Annotated in this window: 19 protein-coding genes; 13 read left to right on the forward strand and 6 right to left on the reverse strand. The window is 65.1% G+C overall.

The window, feature by feature from the left end:
- The first annotated feature begins 76 nt into the window (after positions 1-76).
- A complete protein-coding gene (locus tag QY049_RS30660; RefSeq protein WP_258764327.1) occupies positions 77-487 on the forward strand; it encodes a VOC family protein in 411 nt (136 codons plus the stop codon).
- 108 nt (positions 488-595) lie between these two features.
- On the forward strand, positions 596-2,176 hold the full coding sequence (locus QY049_RS30665) for an ATP-dependent acyl-CoA ligase (protein ID WP_258764328.1): 1,581 nt from the start codon (positions 596-598) through the stop codon (positions 2,174-2,176).
- Between the two features lie 10 nt (positions 2,177-2,186).
- Here QY049_RS30665 and QY049_RS30670 read toward each other — a convergent pair whose 3' ends face one another.
- From QY049_RS30670 to QY049_RS30680, 3 genes are all read right to left on the reverse strand, one after another.
- Positions 2,187-3,281 (reverse strand): HD-GYP domain-containing protein, encoded by a 1,095-nt coding sequence (locus QY049_RS30670; RefSeq protein WP_194478609.1) that lies wholly within the window; start codon positions 3,279-3,281, stop codon positions 2,187-2,189.
- A 250-nt stretch (positions 3,282-3,531) separates the two neighbouring features.
- Positions 3,532-5,817, reverse strand: coding sequence for a xanthine dehydrogenase family protein molybdopterin-binding subunit (locus QY049_RS30675; protein WP_258764329.1), 2,286 nt, complete (start codon positions 5,815-5,817; stop codon positions 3,532-3,534).
- Entirely contained in the window at positions 5,814-6,305 is a 492-nt protein-coding gene (locus QY049_RS30680) for a (2Fe-2S)-binding protein (RefSeq protein ID WP_194478611.1), read from the reverse strand. The genes QY049_RS30675 and QY049_RS30680 overlap by 4 nt, the downstream gene beginning before the upstream one ends.
- Positions 6,306-6,613: 308 nt before the next feature.
- Between QY049_RS30680 and QY049_RS30685 the strand changes: the two genes are divergently transcribed.
- The 4 genes from QY049_RS30685 (at position 6,614) to QY049_RS30700 (ending at position 9,128) form a co-directional block, all read left to right on the forward strand.
- Positions 6,614-7,378 carry an alpha/beta fold hydrolase gene (locus tag QY049_RS30685; protein ID WP_258764330.1) on the forward strand — a complete coding sequence of 255 codons (765 nt, stop codon included), beginning with the start codon at positions 6,614-6,616 and terminating at the stop codon, positions 7,376-7,378.
- 23 nt (positions 7,379-7,401) lie between these two features.
- Complete coding sequence (locus QY049_RS30690) at positions 7,402-7,743, forward strand: hypothetical protein (protein ID WP_258767093.1); 342 nt, start codon at positions 7,402-7,404, stop codon at positions 7,741-7,743.
- A 51-nt stretch (positions 7,744-7,794) separates the two neighbouring features.
- A complete protein-coding gene (locus QY049_RS30695) occupies positions 7,795-8,466 on the forward strand; it encodes a dienelactone hydrolase family protein (protein ID WP_258764331.1) in 672 nt (223 codons plus the stop codon).
- Between the two features lie 179 nt (positions 8,467-8,645).
- Positions 8,646-9,128, forward strand: a complete 483-nt coding sequence (locus tag QY049_RS30700; RefSeq protein ID WP_194478614.1) for a hypothetical protein — start codon at positions 8,646-8,648, stop codon at positions 9,126-9,128.
- Between the two features lie 134 nt (positions 9,129-9,262).
- On the opposite strand, the gene QY049_RS30705 is transcribed toward QY049_RS30700, so the two are convergent.
- The 3 genes from QY049_RS30705 to QY049_RS30715 all read right to left on the reverse strand — a co-directional run bounded on the left by QY049_RS30705 (position 9,263) and on the right by QY049_RS30715 (position 11,244).
- Positions 9,263-10,003, reverse strand: a complete 741-nt coding sequence (locus QY049_RS30705) for a polysaccharide biosynthesis/export family protein (RefSeq protein ID WP_246755663.1) — start codon at positions 10,001-10,003, stop codon at positions 9,263-9,265.
- A gap of 142 nt (positions 10,004-10,145) precedes the next feature.
- A complete protein-coding gene (gene msrA / locus QY049_RS30710; RefSeq protein WP_258764332.1) occupies positions 10,146-10,802 on the reverse strand; it encodes a peptide-methionine (S)-S-oxide reductase MsrA in 657 nt (218 codons plus the stop codon).
- A gap of 124 nt (positions 10,803-10,926) precedes the next feature.
- Positions 10,927-11,244 carry a hypothetical protein gene (locus tag QY049_RS30715; RefSeq protein ID WP_258764333.1) on the reverse strand — a complete coding sequence of 106 codons (318 nt, stop codon included), beginning with the start codon at positions 11,242-11,244 and terminating at the stop codon, positions 10,927-10,929.
- A 389-nt stretch (positions 11,245-11,633) separates the two neighbouring features.
- Between QY049_RS30715 and rpsT the strand changes: the two genes are divergently transcribed.
- The 7 genes from rpsT to QY049_RS30750 all read left to right on the forward strand — a co-directional run bounded on the left by rpsT (position 11,634) and on the right by QY049_RS30750 (position 20,940).
- Positions 11,634-11,900, forward strand: a complete 267-nt coding sequence (gene rpsT / locus QY049_RS30720) for a 30S ribosomal protein S20 (protein WP_092289289.1) — start codon at positions 11,634-11,636, stop codon at positions 11,898-11,900.
- Positions 11,901-13,187: 1,287 nt separating this feature from the next.
- The gene (gene dnaA / locus QY049_RS30725; RefSeq protein WP_194482907.1) at positions 13,188-14,600 is read left to right on the forward strand and encodes a chromosomal replication initiator protein DnaA; all 1,413 of its coding nucleotides are present in this window, start codon (positions 13,188-13,190) and stop codon (positions 14,598-14,600) included.
- A gap of 272 nt (positions 14,601-14,872) precedes the next feature.
- A complete protein-coding gene (gene dnaN, locus QY049_RS30730) occupies positions 14,873-15,991 on the forward strand; it encodes a DNA polymerase III subunit beta (RefSeq protein ID WP_194478617.1) in 1,119 nt (372 codons plus the stop codon).
- Between the two features lie 207 nt (positions 15,992-16,198).
- Positions 16,199-16,564, forward strand: a complete 366-nt coding sequence (locus QY049_RS30735) for an endonuclease domain-containing protein (protein WP_258764334.1) — start codon at positions 16,199-16,201, stop codon at positions 16,562-16,564.
- Positions 16,565-16,651: 87 nt separating this feature from the next.
- The gene (gene recF / locus QY049_RS30740; RefSeq protein WP_194478619.1) at positions 16,652-17,788 is read left to right on the forward strand and encodes a DNA replication/repair protein RecF; all 1,137 of its coding nucleotides are present in this window, start codon (positions 16,652-16,654) and stop codon (positions 17,786-17,788) included.
- A 117-nt stretch (positions 17,789-17,905) separates the two neighbouring features.
- Positions 17,906-18,664 (forward strand): hypothetical protein, encoded by a 759-nt coding sequence (locus QY049_RS30745; RefSeq protein ID WP_258764335.1) that lies wholly within the window; start codon positions 17,906-17,908, stop codon positions 18,662-18,664.
- A gap of 98 nt (positions 18,665-18,762) precedes the next feature.
- Positions 18,763-20,940 carry a hypothetical protein gene (locus tag QY049_RS30750; protein WP_258764336.1) on the forward strand — a complete coding sequence of 726 codons (2,178 nt, stop codon included), beginning with the start codon at positions 18,763-18,765 and terminating at the stop codon, positions 20,938-20,940.
- The last annotated feature ends 49 nt before the right edge of the window (positions 20,941-20,989 follow it).

Genomic DNA, 20,989 nt, shown 5'->3' on the forward strand with positions numbered 1-20,989 from the left:
CGGCGTCAGCGGCGTTGTAACAAAGCCCGCCCTTTGCGAAAAGTGCGCCAGGCTCATGGCGACGAAAGGATAAGGCATGCCCGTCAAGGTCCAGGCCCTCGATCACCTCGTGATCAACGTCGCCGACGTCGCTGTCACCACCGAGTGGTATCGCAAGATCCTCGGCATGGAAGTCAAGGTGTTCGATCCCGGCGGCGGCAAAGCGCCGCGGACCTCACTTCAGTTTGGTCAACAGAAGATCAACGTCCGGCCGCGCGACGCCGACAAGGTGGAGTGGTTCACCGCCGACCACCAGACCGCCGGCAGCGAGGATCTGTGCTTCCTCACGTCCTCGACCCCCGACGAGGTGGTGGCGCATTTGAAGGCGCATGGCGTCGCGATCGAACAAGGCCCGGTTCCCAAGCAGGGCGCCCGCGGCACGCTGCGCTCGGTCTATTGCCGGGATCCGGACGGCAGCCTGATCGAGATTTCGTCGTACGAGGATTAGACGGCGAACGACGCCCCTCCTGGTTTGCGCCCCGCACCATGTGATGGCAGGAAAACGCAATAATAGAAGGGCGGCCGCCATCAAGATGCCGGCCGCACGGGAGGACTCATGGCCATTCAACAAACCTCAACTGGTATCGCGAGCCCGTTCGATGGGCTCGACGTGCCGTGGCTTCTCAAGATGCGCGCCGAGGTTCGGCGTGATCATCCATTTCTGATCTGGGCGCCGTTCGACGCGCCGGCGCGGCGCTGGAGCTACGGCGAATTCCACGAGCGGGTCGGCGCGCTCGCAGCGGGGCTCGCCCGGCGCAGCGTGAAGCCGGGCGAGTACGTGCTCATTCACCTGGACAATTGCATCGAGGCGCTGCTCGCCTGGTTCGCCTGCGTCGAACTCGGTGCAATTGCCGTCACTACCAACACGCGCTCGGCGCCGGCGGAGATCGAGTATTTCGCCGATCATTGCGGCGCGGTCGCTGCGATCACGCAGCCGGCCTATGCGGAAATCGTCGCGCAGAACTGCCGCAACATTCGCTGGCTGGCGGTGACCTCGCACGATGCGGGCGCCGCACCCACGCAGGCGGTTTCGCGCGGCGATAGCTTTGAGTCCCTGTTCGCCGACAGCGCCGATCGGCCGAAGCGTGCGACCGATCCGCTCGCGCCTTGCAGCGTGCAGTACACGTCGGGCACGACGTCGCGGCCGAAGGCGGTGCTGTGGACCCACGCCAACGCGCTGTGGGGCGCCAAGATCAACGCTGCGCACGAGGACCTGCACGCCGGTGACGTGCACCAGACCTATCTGCCTTTGTTCCACACCAATGCGCTGGCCTATTCCATGCTGGCGGCGCTGTGGGTCGGGGCCACCTGCGTGATCCAGCCGCGCTTTTCCGCGAGCCGGTTCTGGCGCGTCGCGCGCGAGCATGGCTCGACCTGGACCTCGACCATCCCGTTCTGCATGAAGGCGCTGCTCGAGCAGGAGATCCCTGGGGATCACAAATTCCGCTTGTGGGGCACGGCGGTCAACGAGCCGCCGGCCTTCGCCGCGTTCGGCGTCAAGATCATCGGCTGGTGGGGCATGACCGAGACCATCACGCACGGCATCATCGGCGAGATCGACCAGCCCAACATCCCGATGTCGATCGGCCGCCCCGCGCCGGAATACCAGATCCGCATCACTGACGATGATGGACGGCCCACCGCGGTCGGCGACACCGGCAATCTCGCGATCAAGGGCATTCCCGGCCTGTCGCTGTTCGCCGAGTATCTGCACAACGAGAAGGCGACGCGGGAGAGCTTTGACGAGCACGGCTTCTTCCTCACGGGCGACCGCGTCGAGCGCCTCGCAAACGGCTTCATCAGGTTCGGCGACCGCGCCAAGGATATGTTGAAGGTCGGCGGCGAGAATGTCGCGGCATCCGAGATCGAGCAGGTGATTGCCATCGTCCCTGGCGTGCGCGAGGCCGCTGTGGTTGCGAAGAAGCATCCAATGCTGGACGAGGTGCCCGTCGTCTTCATCATCCCGCATGGCGGCGTCGCGGGCGCCGCACCTGACCTGCAGGACCGCGTGATGACGGCCTGCCGCAAGGGCCTCGCCGACTTCAAGGTGCCGCGCGAGATCCGCCTCGTCGACGACATGCCGCGCTCGACCCTGGAGAAGGTGGCGAAGGCAGAGCTCAGGAAGATGCTGGGGTAGCGGCGCGGGATCAGAACGATCCCAGCGCCACCGGACGGAACGCCTGCAGGAGCTGCTGGTCCAGCTTGCCGCCCATGCCTTCCATCATCGCGAAGGCACGCGAGTGGGTGAAGGGCATGCGGTAGGCGCGCTTCTCGACGAGAGCTGCGTAGATGTCGACGATCGTCGTCAGGCGCACGATGTCGCTGATCTGGTTCGACGACAGGCCGTTGGGATAGCCGCTGCCGTCGAGGAATTCGTGGTGATGCAGCACGACGTCGAGCATCTCCGGCGGGAAGCCGCCCTGGGCCGCGAGCGCATCATAGCCGCGGCGCGGATGCTGGCGGACTTCGGCCATCTCCTCGTCGGAGAGCTTGCCGGGCTTGTCGAGCAGGTTGGAAGCAACGAAGGCCTTGCCGACATCGTGCAGCAGCGCGGCGCGGGTCAGGCGGCGCTGGTCGTCCTCGCGCATGCCGAGATGCTGGGCGAAGGCGACGGCGAAGCCGGTGACGAACAGGCAATGCCGATAGCTGCCGACATGGTGGCAGCCGACGGTGGTGAGCCACTCGCGCAGCGAGGAGTGCTTGATCGCCTTCAGGATCTTGTTCTCGGCGGCGATGACGTCGTCGAAGGTCAGGGGCACGCCGAGCGGCAGCTTCTCGAACATCTTCGCCAGCACCGCGTGCGCCGCCTCGACGCCGCGGTTCAGCGTCTTGCCGCGATCGGTCGCGTCGTAGGTCGCCGTGTCGGGGAACGCCGCGCGGATGCGCTGCAGGATCGCCTCGGGCTGCAACGGGCGCGAGATGGTGTCGGTGGCGCCGAGCGCCCAGGCCTGCATGGTGCCGTGATGCAGCGCGTCGGCGAGCACGAACAGACGCGGCATCGAGCGATAGGCATCGCCGCGCAGCTTGTTGCGCACGCGCTGCACGCTTTCGGGCGAGCGCAAATTGATGTCGACCACGAGGCCGGAGAGATCGCGCGACGGCTGCTCGGGGATCTCCTGCGTCGTCACCGTCGAGACGTCGCCGACGGCCTTCAGGATGCTGGCGAGCTCGGTGCTCGCATCGCTCCGGTCGGAGGCGAGCAGAAGCCGGCGTTTGGCGGCGGATTTGGCTGGCGCGTTCATGGCTTCCCCAAAAGCACGGGACTGTCTTTGGCGTCAGCCTATGCCGGATCAGGTTCTCCGGCCCTTAAGAGGCGTGCTCAACCGAACCTGCCGAAATTGCACGCAATTTTACGGGTCGGGTTTCCCCCAACGGCGAAAACAACCCCATGCACAGTAGGAGGACCATTGAAAATGCTGAGCTTTTCGCAAAAAAAGTCCGCCGGAGGTGCCCCTCCGGCGGACGTCTCACCTCACAACTGCAAGACGCAGCTTACGCCTTCATCGCGCCTTTCACGGCTTCCGCCGTGATCGGCAGCGCCCGGACGCGAGCGCCCGAAGCATTGAAGATGGCGTTACCGATCGCGGGGGCGACGACCGTCACCGCGGGCTCGCCAACGCCGGTGGCCTTCTCGCCATTGGCGATCACGGCGACCGCGACCTCAGGCATCTGGCTCATGCGCAAGGGCCTGTAGCTATCGAAATTGGTCTGCTCGATGCCACCGTCCTTCAGCGTCGCTTTCTCGTGCATCGCAAGCGACAGGCCCCACAGCGCCGCACCCTCGACCTGGGCGCGGATGTTGTCGGGATGCACCTGCGTGCCGACATCGGTTGCGACCGTGAGCTTCTTCACGGTCACCTCGCCCGACGGCGCGACGGCCACATGCGCGACGCAAGCGGTCCAGCTTGCGGTCGCACGCTCCTGCGACGACACGCAGGCGACGCCCATGCCTTCTCCCTTGGGGAGCTTCTTGGTGCCGTAACCGGCAAGGCCCATCGCGGCGAGCAGAGTGTTGCGCAGCCGCTGCGCGCCACCGTCGTTCTTGCCGGCACCGTCGAGCAGCGAGATGCGAAATTGCGCCGGGTCCTTGCCGGTCGCCGCCGCGATCTCGTCGATCATGCTCTCGACCGCCCAGAAGGTCCAACCCGGCGCCACCGAACGGAGCTGGCCCGACGGGGTGGCGTTGTGCGCCATCTCGTTCTTGATCGCGCGCACATTGTGGTTCGGCACGGTATAGAAGAAGTCCGAACCGTTCACTGTGAACGCGTCGAGCGGGCCCTTCTTGTCGACCGAGGGCGACAGGAAGTCGGGGATGCCCCAGCGCGCGGTCGGCCAGGCCGAGACCACGTCGTGGCTGAGCGCGACGAGCTTGCCGTCGCCGTCCACGCCGGCCTTCACTTTCTGGTAGGTGAGCGGACGCGAGAAATCCATCGTCATGTCGTTCTCGCGCGTGTAGATCACCTTCACCGGCTTGCCGACGGCCTTGGCCGCCTGCACCGCCGGCACCATCATGTCGGCGTCCAGCCTGCGGCCGAAGCCGCCGCCGAGCCACATCTGGTGCATCACCACGAACTTCGGATCGATCCCGGCAGCTCCCGCCGCAATCGCGCCGGAGCGCGTCGCGAACTGATTGCCGGAATAGATGTGCAGGATGTCGCCCTTGAACTCCGCAGTGGCGTTCATCGGCTCCATCGGCGCGTGGATGTTGATGCTGGTGGTGTACTCCGCCTCCAGCACCTTGGCCGCCGTGCCGAGCGCGGCTGCGACATCGCCGTCCTTGACGAAGAACTGGCCGGAATCATCGAGCTTCTGAAGCCGCATGGCTTCGTCGAGCAGCGACTGGCTGGACAGTTTTGCATTCGGGCCGCCGTCATAGCTGATCTTCAGCGCCGCCGCCGCCTTCTTGGCGTTGGCATAGGTGCTGGCGACGGCAACCACCCAGCCCGACGTCGTCTGGGTCTTGTCGTCGATTGTAACGGCCTTGATGAAGCCAGGCACCTTCTTCGCAGCGTTGTCGTCGACCGATTTCACCGTCGCGCCGAAGCGCACCGGCGGCGTGACGAGCGCGCCATAGGCCATGCCCGGAATCATCACGTCGATGCCGTACTTGGCCGTGCCGTTGGTCTTGGAGGGGATGTCGAGCTGCGGCACCGACACGCCGATCATGGTGTATTGATCCGGCGTCTTCAGCTTGATCGCCTTGAGCTCGTCAGGCGTGAAGGTCTTGGTCGCCTTGCCGCTCTTGACGACGTCGGCGAACGACATCTGCTTCTTCGACTTCGGATGCGAGATCACGGAATCGCGCACCACGAGTTCGCCCGCGGGCACGCCCATGGACGCGGCCGCGCCCTCTGCGAGCGCCATGCGCCCGGCGGCACCCGCCCGGCTCATCGCGTCGAAGTTCATCATGGTCGACCAGCTGCCGCCGGTGATCTGCGCACCGAGGACCGGGTCGTTGAACTTCGGATCGTTGGAAGCGAGGTTGACCCGCATGTCGCTCCACTTCGCGCCCAGTTCCTCGCAGACGATCTGCGCCATGGTGGAAGCGATGTGCTGACCCATGTCGGCCTTGCCGCAGGTCACGGTGACCAGGCCATCGGGCGCGATCGCGTACCAGACGCTCGGCTCGAAATTGGCCGGGGCCGCGGCGAGCGCTTCACCAATGCCGGGCACGCCGGCATAGCCGAGCACGAGGCCGGCGGCGGCGGTGCCGACCAGGAATGAGCGGCGGCTGAGATCGGTCGTCTCTGGCATGACGTTCTTCACGTGCTCGTTCATGTGTGCCTCCGCTCGTTGCCGGCGGCGGATGCGGTACGCATCTCGGTGGCGGCGCGCATGATCGCCTTCTGGATCCGCGAATAGGTCATGCAGCGGCAGAGATTGCCGTCCATATGTGCCACGACCTCTTCCTTGGTCGGGTTGGCATTCTTCGCCAGCAGCGAAGCCGCCTGCATGATCTGCCCGGACTGGCAGTAGCCGCATTGCGGCACCTGCTCGGCAATCCACGCCTTCTGCAGGGGATGATCGCCCTTGGCCGACAGGCCCTCGATGGTGGTGATCTTCTTGCCGGCGACGTCGCCGACCATGGTCTGGCACGAGCGCACGGCTTCGCCGTTGACGTGCACGGTGCAGGCACCGCACAGGCCGGCACCGCAGCCGAATTTCGTGCCGGTCATCTGCAATTGCTCGCGGATGGCCCAAAGGAGCGGCGTGTCGTTTGCCGCATCCACGGACATACTCCGCCCGTTGATCGTGAGCGTTGGCATAGGCGTCTTCCCCTGCCGGTGCATGAAGCCGCTTACGGCGGCAACTTGAATGGCGGCCGCCCACCGGGTCAGCGACCGCCTTGCGCGCGAGAATGATCGGGTTCGTGCGCAGAGGCAAATGCAATCTGGAATCGATTGAAGCTATCGCGGCATCTGCCTGTTGTGCGTTGCGAGAACAGCGCTGACGCTAGCGACTGAACGCAACTAGCAACACGACAAGCATGCGTATCATTGCGATCGCGGCGGTTTCCTCCGAGTAACCTCGCAGGCTAGGATGGATCGAACCAAAACAAAATAAGGGTGGCGCAATGCCAAGGATCGATCGTGAAGGCGTCGGCATTTATTACGAAGTGCACGGTGACGGGCCGCCGCTGCTGCTCACGCACGGCTATTCCTCGACCTCGGCGATGTGGCATGGTCAGGTCGACGCGCTCGCGCGCGATCACAAGCTGATCTTGTGGGACATGCGCGGCCACGGACAGTCCGATTACCCTGACGATCCCAAAGCCTACAGCGAGGCGCTGACGGTCGGCGACATCGCGGCGATCCTCGATGCGGCCGGCGCCCCGCGCGCCATCATCGGCGGCCTCTCGCTCGGCGGCTACATGTCGCTCGCATTCTATCGCGCCCATCCCTCGCGCACGCGCGCGCTGCTGATCATCGACACCGGTCCCGGCTTCAGGAAGGACGACGCGCGCGAGGCGTGGAACGCGCGTGCGTTCGCCACCGCCGACAAGCTCGATCGTGAAGGTCTCGACGTGCTGAAAGCAGCCACGCGCGAGCGCGCCACCGCCAGCCATCGCAACGCCAGGGGCCTGGCGATGGCCGCGCGCGGCATGCTGACCCAGCGCGACGCCGCGGTGATGGAGTTGTTGCCGAATATAAGAGTGCCGTCGCTGATCGTGGTCGGCGCCGACGACACGCCGTTCCTGGCGGCGTCGGATTACATGGCGGCCAAGATTCCGGGCGCACAAAAGGTCGTGATCCCCGCGGCCGGACACGCCGTCAACATCGATCAGCCCAAGGCTTTTGTTGACGCCGTGGCGCCTTTCCTGAAGAACTTGCCGGAATAGGCGGCGAGGTGAGGGTCATGACGATGAAGCGGGCATTGGCGGCTGCGGGCGCGGCGCTTCTCATCATGGCGGCGTCCGCGCGGGCCGAACCCTTCGGCACGGTGCCGCCGCGCCGTCCCTTCGTCGACAGCCTATCGAACAACGCGCCCCTGGCGTTCGGGATGGACGCGGAGCAGACCGCGCACGCGCTGGGGCAGCCCCTGCGATACGTCCGCGGACGTCCCGGCAATGAAATCTATCTCGCGCTCCGCGACATCGGCGGCAGCGGACTGATCCCCTATCGCCACCGCCTGTTCCTGCAATTCCGTCACGGACGGCTGGCAGGATGGAAGGAGGATTACGGCGAGAACTGGATGTGGGAGTGACGGGCAAAGACAAGCGCCCGCATTGACGATCAACCAAGAAGGACAACCCGCGTGGGACAAGACATCAAACTGACGGCCTCCGACAATTTCCAGCTCGGCGCCTATCGCGCCGATCCCTCGGGCAACCCGAAGGGCGCGGTGGTGGTGATCCAGGAGATCTTTGGCGTCAATCATCACATCCGTTCGGTCTGCGACCGCCTCGCCGGCGAAGGCTATGTCGCGATCGCGCCGTCGATCTTCGACCGAACCACGCCGGGCTTCCAGTCCGGCTACACGCCCGACGAGATCGCCGAAGCGCGCAAGTTCGTCGCCAATCCCGATTGGAGCGCGATGCTGCGCGACACGCAGGCTGCGATCGACGCGGTGAAGAGCGTCGGCCTGGTCGGCATCATCGGCTTCTGTCTCGGCGGCAGCGTCGCCTTTGTCGCGGCGACGCGGCTGAACGGCCTCAAGGCCGCGATCGGCTATTACGGCGGCGCCGTGGTGCGCTTCGCCGACGAGAAGCCGAAGGTGCCGACGCAGTTGCATTTCGGCGAGAAGGATGCCGGCATTCCCCTCGCCGACGTCGAGACCGTCAAGACGAAGCGGCCCGATGTCGAGGTCTTCATCTATCCGGGCGCCCAGCACGGCTTCCATTGCGACGAGCGGCCGAGCTACGACAAGGCCAGTTCCGACATCGCCTGGCCGCGCAGCATGGCGTTCTTTGCGAAGCATTTGACGTAAGGCACACGGGCCGTCTCTCTCCACCGTCATTCCGGGATACGCCGCGGAGCGGTGCAGGCCCGGAATGACGAGAGCAGAGAGTTGCGCCGCGCTGCCCTCCGAGCAGAAATCGGGTGGCTGCACCACACCACCCGACGATAGAGCTGGCTGATCGAGCCAGTTCACGCCGGGAGAGCGTCATGCAGCAGGCCAACACGAACATCGTCATCCGCAACCCGTTCGGTACCCTGGACGTGCCTGATCCCGGCGATGCCGACGTCATGCACTATGCGATATCGGCTTCGCTTGCCGGCGATGCCGCCGACGGCAATGCGGCGCATTGGGCGACCGTTCCCGCAATCGGCGACCCGCTCGAAGGCGCCTGGGCCAGCCGCTGGAACGGCGGCGCCGATCCGACCATGTCAGGCGATACGCCCGAAGCATGGAAGCAAGGACGCGCGGAGGTGCGCGTCGTCGGTGAGCGCATTTATCTGCGGTTCGACTGGGACAATGGCCGACGCCACGGGCTGATCGACGCTGTGCGCGAGAGCGGCAATGGCCTGATCGGGAAATACATCAACCTGACCAATCCCGCGATCGTCAGGCCGTGGATCGGGCGCGTGGTCGACGCCTTCAGGATCGACGGATGCTTTCCGAATGGGCGGCTGGATTTCAGGCGGTGACCCTATCCGTCATTCCGGGATGCGCCGCGAAGCGAAGCGGGCCCGGAATCCATAACCACCATCGGGAGTATGGATTCCGGGTTCGCGCTACGCGCGCCCCGGAATGACGAAAGGATGGGATCGGGCTGAAGCTTCTAGAACCAGCGCTCGCCGACGAACACGGTGTCGCCGGGGCTGACGGGGGTGCCGAGCGGCACGACGGCACGCATGGCGCCGCCATTCTCGGTGTGGGTCACGGTGACCACGTCGCGCTTGGCGCGCGGCGAGAAGCCGCCGGCGATCGCCACCGCGCTCTCGACCGTCATGTTGGGCACGTACGGATATTGGCCGGGGGCTGCGACTTCGCCGAGAATGAAGAACGGACGATAGGAGTCGATCTCCACGGCGACGGAAGGCTCACGGATATAGCCGTTGCGCAGGCGCGCGGCGATTTCTCTGGCGAGCCCCGCCGTGGTGCGGCCGCGCGCCGGCACCGCGCCGATCAGCGGCATGGTGATGGAACCGCCGGCATCGATGGCGTAGCTGTTGGTGAGACCTTCCTGGCCGTAGACCACGACGCGCAGCTTGTCGCCGGCGTCGAGGTGATAGGAAGCGTCGTAACGCACGGGCGCGGCCATCACCGGTCCGCCATAGGCGACCGGAACGGGTGCAGGACCCGCGGCAAAGGAATTGGTGAGCGCATCGATGGCACCGCCGCCGCTGTTGGCAACGACGACCGGCGGCGGAGCGCCGTAGGGCTGGCCGTAGGCCATGGCGTCGAGATCGGGACGGGGTTGCACCATCGCGACAGGGCCGGCGGTCTGCATGCAGCCGCCCAGGGCCAGCGCGGCGGACGCTGCCAAGATCGACCATCGAAACGCGCGCAGAACCCGCACCGGACCATCCCTACAACCGAGACAGGTCCAGTCTTGCACCGGTTATGGTTAATAAAGGGTTGAGGGGACTTGCTCGGTGCGCCCCCTCTCCCGCTCGGCAAGCGGGAGAGGTGCAGCGGTGCTCGTGGCGTTACCGAATGCCTTAAGCGCTCACACCCACGCCGATGGGACACGACACGCCGGTGCCACCGAGGCCGCAATAGCCGGCGGGATTCTTCGCCAGATATTGCTGATGATAGTCCTCTGCGAAATAGAACGGACCCGCGGTCGCGATCTCGGTGGTGATGGCCCCCAGGCCCTTTGCGCTGAGCGCCTTCTGATAAAGCGCCTTCGACTCGTCGGCGGCTTTCTTCTGCGCATCGGAGAAGGTGTAGATCGCGCTTCTGTATTGCGTGCCGACATCGTTGCCCTGGCGCATGCCCTGCGTCGGGTTGTGGTTCTCCCAGAAAGTCTTCAGCAGCTTCTCGTAGGAGACCCTCGTCGGATCGAACACGACCAGCACCACTTCGGTGTGGCCGGTACGGCCCGAGCAGGTCTCTTCATAGGTCGGGTTCGGCGTGTGGCCGCCGGCATAGCCGACGGCGGTGGAATAGATGCCGTCGCCGAGCTCCCAGAATTTGCGCTCGGCGCCCCAGAAGCAGCCGAGCCCGAACACGGCCTGCTCGAGACCTGCGGGATAAGGCGGCTGCAATCTTGCGCCGTTGACGAAATGGATGCTCGCGGTGGGAATGGCTTGCGCACGGCCGGGCAGCGCGTCGGCTGCGCTCGGCAATGCGGTGGACTTGCGCATGAACAGCATGATGAACCTCCGCAAACGAGATGTGCGTCGCCCGAGCCAGATGCTTCAGGCGGCGTGCTCGCGATCGAGTGGGAATATAGGTGTTTACGCAACGAGAGGCAGTCTTGTTACGGCCCCCGGGAGCTCAGTCGCGGGAATAACCGATCAGCGGCTTGCGCGGTCGGAACAGGATCATCAGCAAAATGCCGAGGATGCCGAGGACGGCGAACACCGGCTGGTCCAGCACGAGGCGGATCACCGAGGTCCAGAGCCAGGGCGCCTTGGCCTCGACCCAGGCACGGAAGGCCGATTGGCTGGCCTGGTTGATGTCGTTCCAGAACTGGCCGAACCGGGTGAAGCGGAGGGTCTGGTCGGCCACCCAGCGGGCGCCGTCATAGACCATGAAGAAGAACCCGCCGGCCAGCAGCAACAGGCCAATCAGTCGGAAAAAGCCGCGGATCATACCCCACCCCAATTGATCGTCCGGTCGGACGACCCCTATCGACGCCGCCAGCCAATAGCCGGGAGACGGCAGAAATTCAACCTCATCAGGGCGTTACGCCCCCCTCCTGGCACGCCGGAAGCCTGCTTTTCCAACCCCGAAAGCGTTGACGGTGCCAAAGACCCCCTCTATAAGGGCGCCAACTGGCGGCGGGCGCAATCCTGCCGCCGCTGTTCTTTGAGCAGTTGCAGGCTCTTTTGGGGCCTCAGAGAGAGCCGCAAGGCTTTTCGCTCATGTTCCGGGAACGGCCCAGCAACCGAACACCCTAAATCCGAGCGTCGATTCCGCGGTCAAGCTGCCGGCGCTACCCGACCAAGACGCGACCGGTACCCGCAAAGGACATTGAGACCATGGCCAACACTACCTCTGCCAAGAAAGCGACGCGCAAGATCGCCCGCCGCACCGCCGTCAACAAGTCGCGCCGCACCCAGATGCGCGGCGCCGTGCGTAACGTCGAAGAAGCCATCAAGACCGGCGACCGCGCCGCCGCCGCGAAGGCGCTGGCCGCTGCCGAGCCCGCGCTGATGCGCGCCGCCCAGCGCAACATCATTCACAAGAACAACGCCAGCCGCAAAGTCTCGCGCCTCACCGCGCAGATCGCCAAGCTCGCCAAGTAGGCTCGCGAAGTAAAGTTCGTCGCGCGAAGCCGGTCGCTTCACGCGATCGGTCGAAGCGAACATCGCGCACGTCAATCAGCCCGGCTTTCACGCCGGGCTTTTTGCTGCCTGTCACAATTACCGTTTGTGGTCACTTCCCGCTTGCGGTCTTTGGGCGAGCGATCTTCGGCTGGAAGAGTCTTCGCGGCTTCGCCAGGCTGCGTCCGTAATTTCACCTGTCGCTGTTTTTGCAACAGCGGAAACTTTCACTGCGCTGCGAAAAACCCCTGCGGCGCGGGCCTAAGTTGAATTCCCGCGCGCCAGAGTTCTGCACACCGTAGTTTCACCGGAACGCGTTTCCACGACGGGTTACCCTCTGAAACGAGACTCAAAAAACGGTGTCTCGCTAACCACTTATCGACATAGCGGCGACAAGCATTTGGAAAATTCGCTCGCGCGTCGCGAGCGTGACGCTTTTGTAAAAATTTTTTGGCGATTGGGGAGTCATTGTCACATGATGCGCCGCATTTTCGAATCTGTGCACGAATCCAAAAACTTGGTCTCGAGGCTGTGTACAACTCGTGCGCGGCGTTAACGCTGGTCAAGTTTTTTGATGCCTCAAGTGTGAATCAATTTCGTTGCGAGTCTTTGCGCATAGTGTATTCCTTAAGTCGTTCGCGGCGCCCACGATCTTGAGACCAGCGCGGTTTGGGAAACGGGGCGGGCGTGCAAATCGGCGGCGGTGTGCACGTAGGCGACGCTTCAACAAGCGATTGTCGGATCAAAAACCCATAGCAATATGGGAACGGTAGCTCTTTGTCTTGACGTCTCCAAGCGATATCTCAGCGATCGCGCGAGGGGGATATGAGAGGCATCTCGAGACTACCCCGACACGCATGATGGCGTAGCCGAACGGACGATACGAAAAGACGGGCAGGGCATCCGCAATTGGAGCATTCCAGGAGTGGCTGTCTTTTAGACACGCAGGACCTTGCCGTGAGCGATCACGGCAGGACGGGGAGGTATCATGTCCTACGGATTCAACGCGGTATTGACTTTGGCTTCATCGTTCAACGATGCCGTTTCCAATCCGTCCTGCGATCAGCCCCCTATCCGTGAGGGCGCGTCGAGTACGCGCTGACCTCGCGAACTCTCCATCCAAGACATCGCTGACCTGACCCGCGGCGTTTTCGCCGAACGGTCGAGCCATGCCTGAAGATGGATTCGCTCGAGGTCGCGCCATGCATGGCAGGAACTCTGCATGGCGTTCACCACGCAACCTTATCTCTCGAGAAAAGTTTTCAAATGATGACGACATCGGAACAGGATCGCTGGTCCCGCGTGAAGAATCGGCTGCGCTCGAACGTCGGCGAAGACGTCTATACGAGCTGGTTTGCACGCATGGACCTCGAAGGCGTACAGGAGGAGAGCGTGCGGCTCTCGGTCCCGACCCGCTTCCTGAAGAGCTGGATCCAGGCCCATTATGCCGAGCGCGTGCTGTCGTGCTGGCAGGCCGAGATGCCGGAGGTGCATCGCATCGATCTCACCGTTCGCTCCGCCGTGCGCCCGGTCGTTCAGCCGAAGGAAGCGCCGGCGCCGGTCGAAGCGCGCCGCGCGCCTGCGCCCGAGCTGCGCTCGACCGCGACCGCGCCCGTGTCCGCCAATCATGATGCGCTCGGCGGCTCGCCGCTCGATCCGCGCCTGACCTTTGCGAGCTTCGTCATCGGCCGTTCCAACACGCTGGCGCATGCCGCCGCGCGTCAGGTCGCCGAAGGGCGCCGCGGCGACCCCGTGATGTTCAACCCGCTCTACATTCATGCCGGCGTCGGCCTCGGCAAGACGCATCTGCTGCAGGCGGTGACCTGGGCCGGCAATTCCGGCAACGAGCGCAAGGTGCTTTATCTCACCGCGGAAAAATTCATGTACGGCTTCGTCGCCGCGCTGAAGACGCAGACGGCGCTGGCCTTCAAGGAAGCGCTGCGCGGCATCGACGTGCTCGTGATCGACGACCTGCAGTTCCTGCAGGGCAAGTCGACGCAGGCCGAGTTCTGTCACACGCTGAACGCGCTGATCGATGCCGGCCGTCAGGTCGTGATCGCGGCCGACCGTCCGCCGTCAGATCTGGAAAGCCTGGACGATCGCGTCCGTTCGCGTCTGGCCGGCGGTCTCGTGGTCGAGATGGGCTCGCTCGGCGAGGAGCTGCGCCACGGCATTCTCAAGTCGCGCGTCGCAGCCGCCCGCACCCATCACGCCACCTTCGACGTGCCCGAGGAGGTGCTGCATTATCTGGCGCGCGCCATCACCCATAACGGCCGCGACCTCGAAGGCGCGATCAACCGGCTGCTGGCTCACTCGAAACTCAATAACCAGCCGGTGACGCTGGAGATGGCCGAGCGCGAGGTGCGCGACCTGATCCGCCCCTCGGAGCCGAAGCGGATCAAGATCGAGGACATCCAGCGCGTGGTGGCGCGGCAGTACAATGTCAGCCGCTCGGACCTGCTGTCCTCGCGCCGGACCGCCAATGTGGTGCGGCCGCGCCAGGTGGCGATGTACCTCGCCAAGACGCTGACGCTGCGCTCGCTCCCCGAGATCGGCCGCCGCTTCGGTGGCCGCGACCACACCACGGTGCTGCATGCCGTGCGCAAGATCGAGGCGCTCGTCTCCAAGGACAACGCGCTGTCCGAGGAGGTCGAGTCGCTCAAGCGCCAGCTTCAGGAATAAACGCCTAGAGTTCTCCTCCTCGACCTCCCGCCGCCCCGGCCATGCCCGGGCGGCGGTTTGCTTGCCGGGGCGGCGCCCTTTATTTCTGGCTGTAAATCGTGGGGAACCAGCCCCCGATCCCTTGAATCCCGGGGCCATCCGCGCCACCTTGCGCGACCCTGACGGCTTTGGTCATATCGGCTCGATGACCCGGCCTTCCGGGGTTTTCGGTGCCGCGGCGCGCTGTCCTCCGCCCGGCTTTTTCCATCTTTGGGGATCGGGCGAGTAGTGCAATGAAGGTTACGGTCGAACGCGCGCAACTCCTGAAATCGCTGGGCCATGTCCACCGCGTGGTCGAACGCCGCAACACGATTCCGATCCTGGGCAACGTGCTGGTGCGCGCCGAGAACGCGAAATTGTCGCTGAAGGCGACCGACCTCGATCTCGAGGTGACGGAAACGCTGCCCGCGGAGACCGCCACGGCCGGCTCGACCACCGTGCCGGCGCACATGTTCTACGACATCGTGCGCAAGCTGCCCGACGGCTCGCAGATCGTGCTGGAGGCCGACGGCGACCGCGCCGTGCTGGCGATCCGCGCCGGCCGCTCGCGCTTCACGCTGCAGACGCTTCCGGAGAACGACTTCCCCGACCTCGCCGCCGGCGATCTCTCGCATTCGTTCAATCTCGCCGCCAAGGACGTCAAGCGGCTGATCGACCGCACCCAGTTCGCGATCTCGACCGAAGAAACGCGCTATTATCTCAACGGCATCTATCTGCACGCCGCCGGCACGGCGAAGGCGGCGACCCTGCGCGGCGTCGCCACCGACGGCCACCGCCTCGCACAGCTCGACCTGGTGCAGCCCAAGGGCGCCGAGGGCATGCCCGGCGTCATCGTGCCGCGCAAGACCGTCGGCGAGGTGCAGCGCCTGATCGAGGACAGCGAAGCCGAAATGACGATCGAGCTATCGCAGGCCAAGATCCGCTTCACGATCGGCAACGTCGTGCTGACCTCGAAACTGATCGACGGCACCTTCCCCGACTATGGCCGCGTCATTCCGCAAGGGAACGACAAGGAGCTCGTCGTCGACAAGAAGGATTTCGAGAACGCGGTCGACCGCGTCTCCACCATCTCCAGCGAGCGCGGCCGCGCGGTGAAACTGTCGCTGTCGCCCGGCAAGCTGGTGCTGTCGGTGACCAATCCGGATTCCGGCAGCGCGACCGAAGAGCTCGAGGTCGAATACGCCTCCGACGCGCTCGATATCGGCTTCAACTCCCGCTACCTCCTCGACATCGCCGCCCAGATCGAGGGCGACGTCGCAACGCTGAGGCTCGCCGACCCCGGCTCGCCGACCCTGGTCCAGGACCGCGACGACAAGAGCGCGCTGTATGTGCTGATGCCGATGCGGGTGTGAGGGAGGTGCCGCTCCGTTCGCGACACCGTCTATGCGGAGACAACCCCTCACCCGGCTTCGCGGAGCGATGCCCTCTCCCACAAGGGGGGAGGGTAAAACGACAGCTTTCCCCGTCGCAACAAGCGCGGTGCACGTTGTTGTGCCCTCTCCCCTTGTGGGAGAGGGCATCTCCGCTGGCGGATACGCACTCAGTCAGGTGAGGGGTTCGTGCCGCGGGAGCAGTCTCATCGGCAAGTCGCCAAGCGCCTCCGCCAATTCGCGAAGAACATGCGGCACGAGCCAACCGATGCGGAAGCCGCAATGTGGCGTTTGCTGAGGGATCGTCGGCTCTCCACTTTCAAGTTTCGCCGACAGGTGCCGTTCAAAAACTACATTCTCGACTTTGTTTGTTTCGAGAAGTCTCTCGTGATCGAGATCGACGGAAGTCAACACGCTGAATCGCAAGGAGACGCGACGCGTGAGGCGGCGCTTGCCGCCGAAGGGTTTTGGACATTGCGCTATTGGAACAACGACGTGTTACAGCAGCCCGCTTCCGTATTGGAGGATATCCTTGAAAAACTCGCTCAGCGGTAACATCCCCCTCACCCGTCGCCTCACTTCGTGAGGCGCCACCCTCTCCCACAAGGGGAGAGGGGAAGAATCGCCTCCATCGAACATCACATGACCCCCTCCCGCATTCATCGCCTGACGCTGACGCATTTTCGGAACTATCGGGCGGCGGGGCTCGAGGCGGCGGCTGACATGGTGGCGCTGGTCGGGCCGAACGGGGCGGGCAAGACCAATTGCATCGAGGCGATCTCGTTCCTGTCGCCGGGCCGCGGCTTGCGGCGCGCGACGCTGGAGGATGTCGCCGACAACCAGGGCGACGGGTCCTGGGCGGTCTCCGCCCAGGTCGAGGGCGCGCTGGGCCTCGCCACGCTCGGCACCGGAATCGAGCCGCCGCGCGCGGACGCTGCGGTCAACCGCCGCTGCCGCATCGACCGCGAGCCGGTGAATTCGGCGGCCGCCTTCGGCGACCACATCCGCATGGTGTGGCTGACGCCGGCGATGGACGGGCTGTTCATGGGCGGTGCGTCCGAGCGGCGACGCTTCTTCGACCGCCTGGTGTTGGCGATCGACAGCGAGCATTCCAGCCGCATCAACGCGCTCGAACGTTCGCTGCGTTCGCGCAACCGCCTGCTCGAGACCCGCAATTACGACGACCATTGGTGTGACGCGATCGAGCGCGAGACCGCCGAGCTCGCGGTCGCAGTCGCCGCAACGCGCGGCCAGACCGCGGCGCGGCTCGCCGGCATGCTCGACGCGCGTGCGCAACGATCCGCGTTTCCATCGGCACAGATCGCGCTCGACGGCTGGATGGAGAACGCGCTGCTGACCGAGACCGCGACGTCGGTCGAGGACCGTTACCGCCAGATCCTGCGTGACAACCGCCCGCGCGATGCGATTGCCGGCCGCACCACCGACGGCCCGCATCTCACCGATCTCCAGGTGATCTATGCGCCAAAAAGCATGCCCGCGCGTGATGCCTCGACCGGCGAGCAGAAGGCGCTGCTGATCGGCCTCGTGCTGGCGCATGCGACGCTGGTCGCCGAGATGACTGGCATCGTGCCGCTGCTGCTGCTCGACGAGGTCGTCGCCCATCTCGATCCCAACCGGCGCGCCGCGCTGTTCGACGAGCTGCGCAAGCTCGGCGCGCAGGTGTGGCTGACCGGCGCGGACCCGGCCGCGTTTGCCGAGATCGGCGCGGGCGGCGAAGTGTTTGACGTCGAGAGCGGACGCGTTTCCGCCCGGCGATAGCCTGATGCGTTGAACCCGGCCTAACCGGGCCGCGACTAGGACTGTGAGGCCGCTGCTGGCGGTGTCGCAGCCGTTGCAATCGCGCGAACGACACGCGCGATATCCCTGGAGAGAAGCATGATGACGGTAAGGCGAGGGGCGAAAGCCCCGGCACGATGGCGGCTGTTCGTGTGCGGCCTCGCCCTGCTCGCAAGCGGCCTCGCCGCCGCAAGCGCGACCGGCTGGATGCCGCATCTGCCGCCGCTGTTCTCGTCGGCGCTCACGCCGGATCCCGATGCCGCCCTGCCCGCCCCGACGCGGACCAGCTATCGCGAGATCGGCACCACGAAAATGCTCGGCATCGAGGTTCCGCTCCGGACCAAGCTCACGGCGCGCATCCCCGCACAGCTCGGCGACGTGCTCACCTTCTACCGCGCCGAGCTCGGCAAGCTCGGCTGGCAGGAGCAGCGCGACGGCGCCGTGATCGCCAGCGATCACGTCCGGCTCGCCTTCGTCACGCCGCTGGGGCCGGCGGCGCTGGCGCTTGACCGCAAGGACGAGAGCACCCTCGTCAATCTGGTGCAGCGAAACAAGGAGGCCGCGACCATGGCGCATGTGATGCCGCGGCCCGGCCGCGCGGCACTGATGTTCACCAATCTTGGCGACAAGGAAGCCGTGCTCACGCTCGACCACCATACCGTCACGCTTCCGGCTCGCGCAGGCAAGGAGCGCCCCGAGGCGCCGCTGTTCAACATGCCGCCGGGCAAATATTCGTACGCGTTGAAGATCGCCGGCGGTCCGGACCGCGACACGACGATCGAGATCGCGGCCGGCGATGCCTGGGAGGTCACGGTCGGTCCCGAAGGCGATTTGTGGTCGCCGCTGCAGCTGTATTGAGCGCGCGCCGCGGGATACCGCCGTTGAACCTGTCCGGCTCCATCAACGACTAGCTGTCTGGGCCGCGCCGATTCCCGCGAAATCCAGGAGATTTGCCGATGTCGATGACCAAGCGCGGGATGCAGGTCCCGGCACGTGGGCTGCTGCTTGCATGCGGCGTTCTGCTGACGGCGAGCACCGCGCACGCGGCGCAATTCGACGCCGGCTATGTCGATCCTCACGCGGTGCCGATGCTGCCAGGCGCGATCGAGGACACCTCGCGTCCCGATCCCTACCGGGTGCAATACGGCGTACCGACCGTGGTCGCCGTGACGGCAGCTGCGGTGAAGAAGATGCTCAGCACTGAGGGCTGGGTGTCCTATGTCCACCCGCTCGACGAGACCAACACCAATCTCGCCTTCAAGAAGGGGCGGCAGGGACTGTCCGTTAACTTCACGCAGGGCCTCGGCCGTCCCGATCAATCCGCGGTCACCTACTCGCCAAACCGGATCTATTCGAACGTGCCGTTCCCCGAAGGCGCCGTTGATCTCGTGTTCGACGAGACGCGGCCCTATCTCGGCTGCATCGCGCCCAGCGCGTTCGATGCGACGGTGGCGTTCTACCTCAAGGAAATGGCCGCGATCGGCTGGCGCAAGCTCACGCCCGAAACAGCCGCAAGCTGGCCAAACGCGGACCTGAGCGCGCCAATCCCGAACGGCGTCCGCGCCTTCTTCGACCACCCCGATGGCGATTCGACGCAATTCTACAAGCAGAAGCCGGTGATGCTGACCCTGACCCGCCGTGACGACGCACGCACCAATGTCGACATCAGGGTCGCGCCGTTCGCACTGCCCACCGATCTCGAGGCGGGCGATGCGGCTGGCCTGCCGGAGCCGAAGCCGTTCAAATCATCCTCCGGACGAGGCAACGCCCAAACCGCAACGCGCGAGCTGATCGTCGCGGCCCTTGCCGATCTGCCCGCCGTGCTCGCCTTCTACCATCGCGAATTTGCCGCGCGCGGCTGGACCGAGCAGGGAAGCGCGCCGCTTGCCCCGGGAGACGAAGTCGCGCTGAAATTCTCCTCGCCCGAGGAAAACGGCGTGCTGCACTTGGGGCGCAAATACGATTTCACGATGGTGCATTTGACCGCGCAGGTGAAGGAGAGCGTGCTCGCCGCCCGCGCCAAGGCGAAGAAGGATGCCGACGAGCAATTCATGAAGGACGCGGAGGCGATGACGAAGCAGGTGCTCGCCGAGGACGCGGCCCGTCGCAAGGTACAAGCCACCGCACTCTCGGATACGCCGCTGCAGGTGCAGGCCGGGAGCACCACGCCGGTGCCGCTGCCGGAAAATGCACAGGAGGTGGATTTCGATGGCGCCGGCGGCCGGCTCGAATTCACCACCACATCAAGCGTCAAGGCTCTCGCCACGTTCTACCGCTCATCGCTCAAGCAGGCGGGTTGGAAGGAGCAGCCGTCGGTGATCAACCAGCCGAACCTGGCTGTCCTGGAGTTCGCCAGGGGCGGCAAATCGATCTCGTTCACAGTGATGCAGATGGGGCCGAAGGTGAATGTCAGCGCCGATGGCTCGGGCCTCAAGATGGCCGCAGCCAATCCTGGCTCCAAGGCCGCCTCAGCGAGCCGCGATGCGGCTAGCACGCAGGCCAAGGCGTCCGGCTTGCTGGAGGCGGATCCTGACTCTGCACTGCCCGTGCCGAAGCAACACAGCTCGACCTCGCTTGGCACGGCAAAACTGCCCGGCATCGAGGCGCCGTTCCGCCGCGAGCTCGAAGCCAGCGTCCCGGCCGAACTCGGCGACGTGCTTGCCTTCTATCGCACCGAGCTGAAAAAACTCGGCTGGCAGGAGAAGCCTGAAGGCGCGGTGACGACCGCCGATCGCGTCCAGCTCGCCTTCGCGTCCCCGCAGGGACCGGCGATGCTGAAGCTTGGCCGCGCCAACGGCGAAACTTCGGTCAACCTCGTGCAGAAGAACCCTGAAGCCGCGACCAAGGCGGACATCATGCCGAAACCGGGTCAGGCAAAGCTCTTGCTCGGCAATATGGGCGGTCAGGACGCGCAGATCACCATCAACAAGCAGACCGTCAAGATCGTCGCTGGCGCAGGCGGTCCGCAGTCGCCGAAGGGCCCCATGCTCGATGTGCCGCCGGGCAGGTACCAATATTCGCTGAAAGTGGCCGGCCGCCCGGTCCGCAGCGACACGATCGAGGTCGCCGCGGGCGACGCCTGGGGCTTGATGGTGGGGCCGACCGGCGAAGTGCTGCCGTTGCAGATGTATTGATCCCGCAGCCCTTGCCTGTGACGGCCAGGTTGAACCCATCAGGCTCGCG

Source organism: Bradyrhizobium sp. WYCCWR 13022 (genome assembly GCF_030435535.1).
Taxonomy (GTDB): domain Bacteria; phylum Pseudomonadota; class Alphaproteobacteria; order Rhizobiales; family Xanthobacteraceae; genus Bradyrhizobium.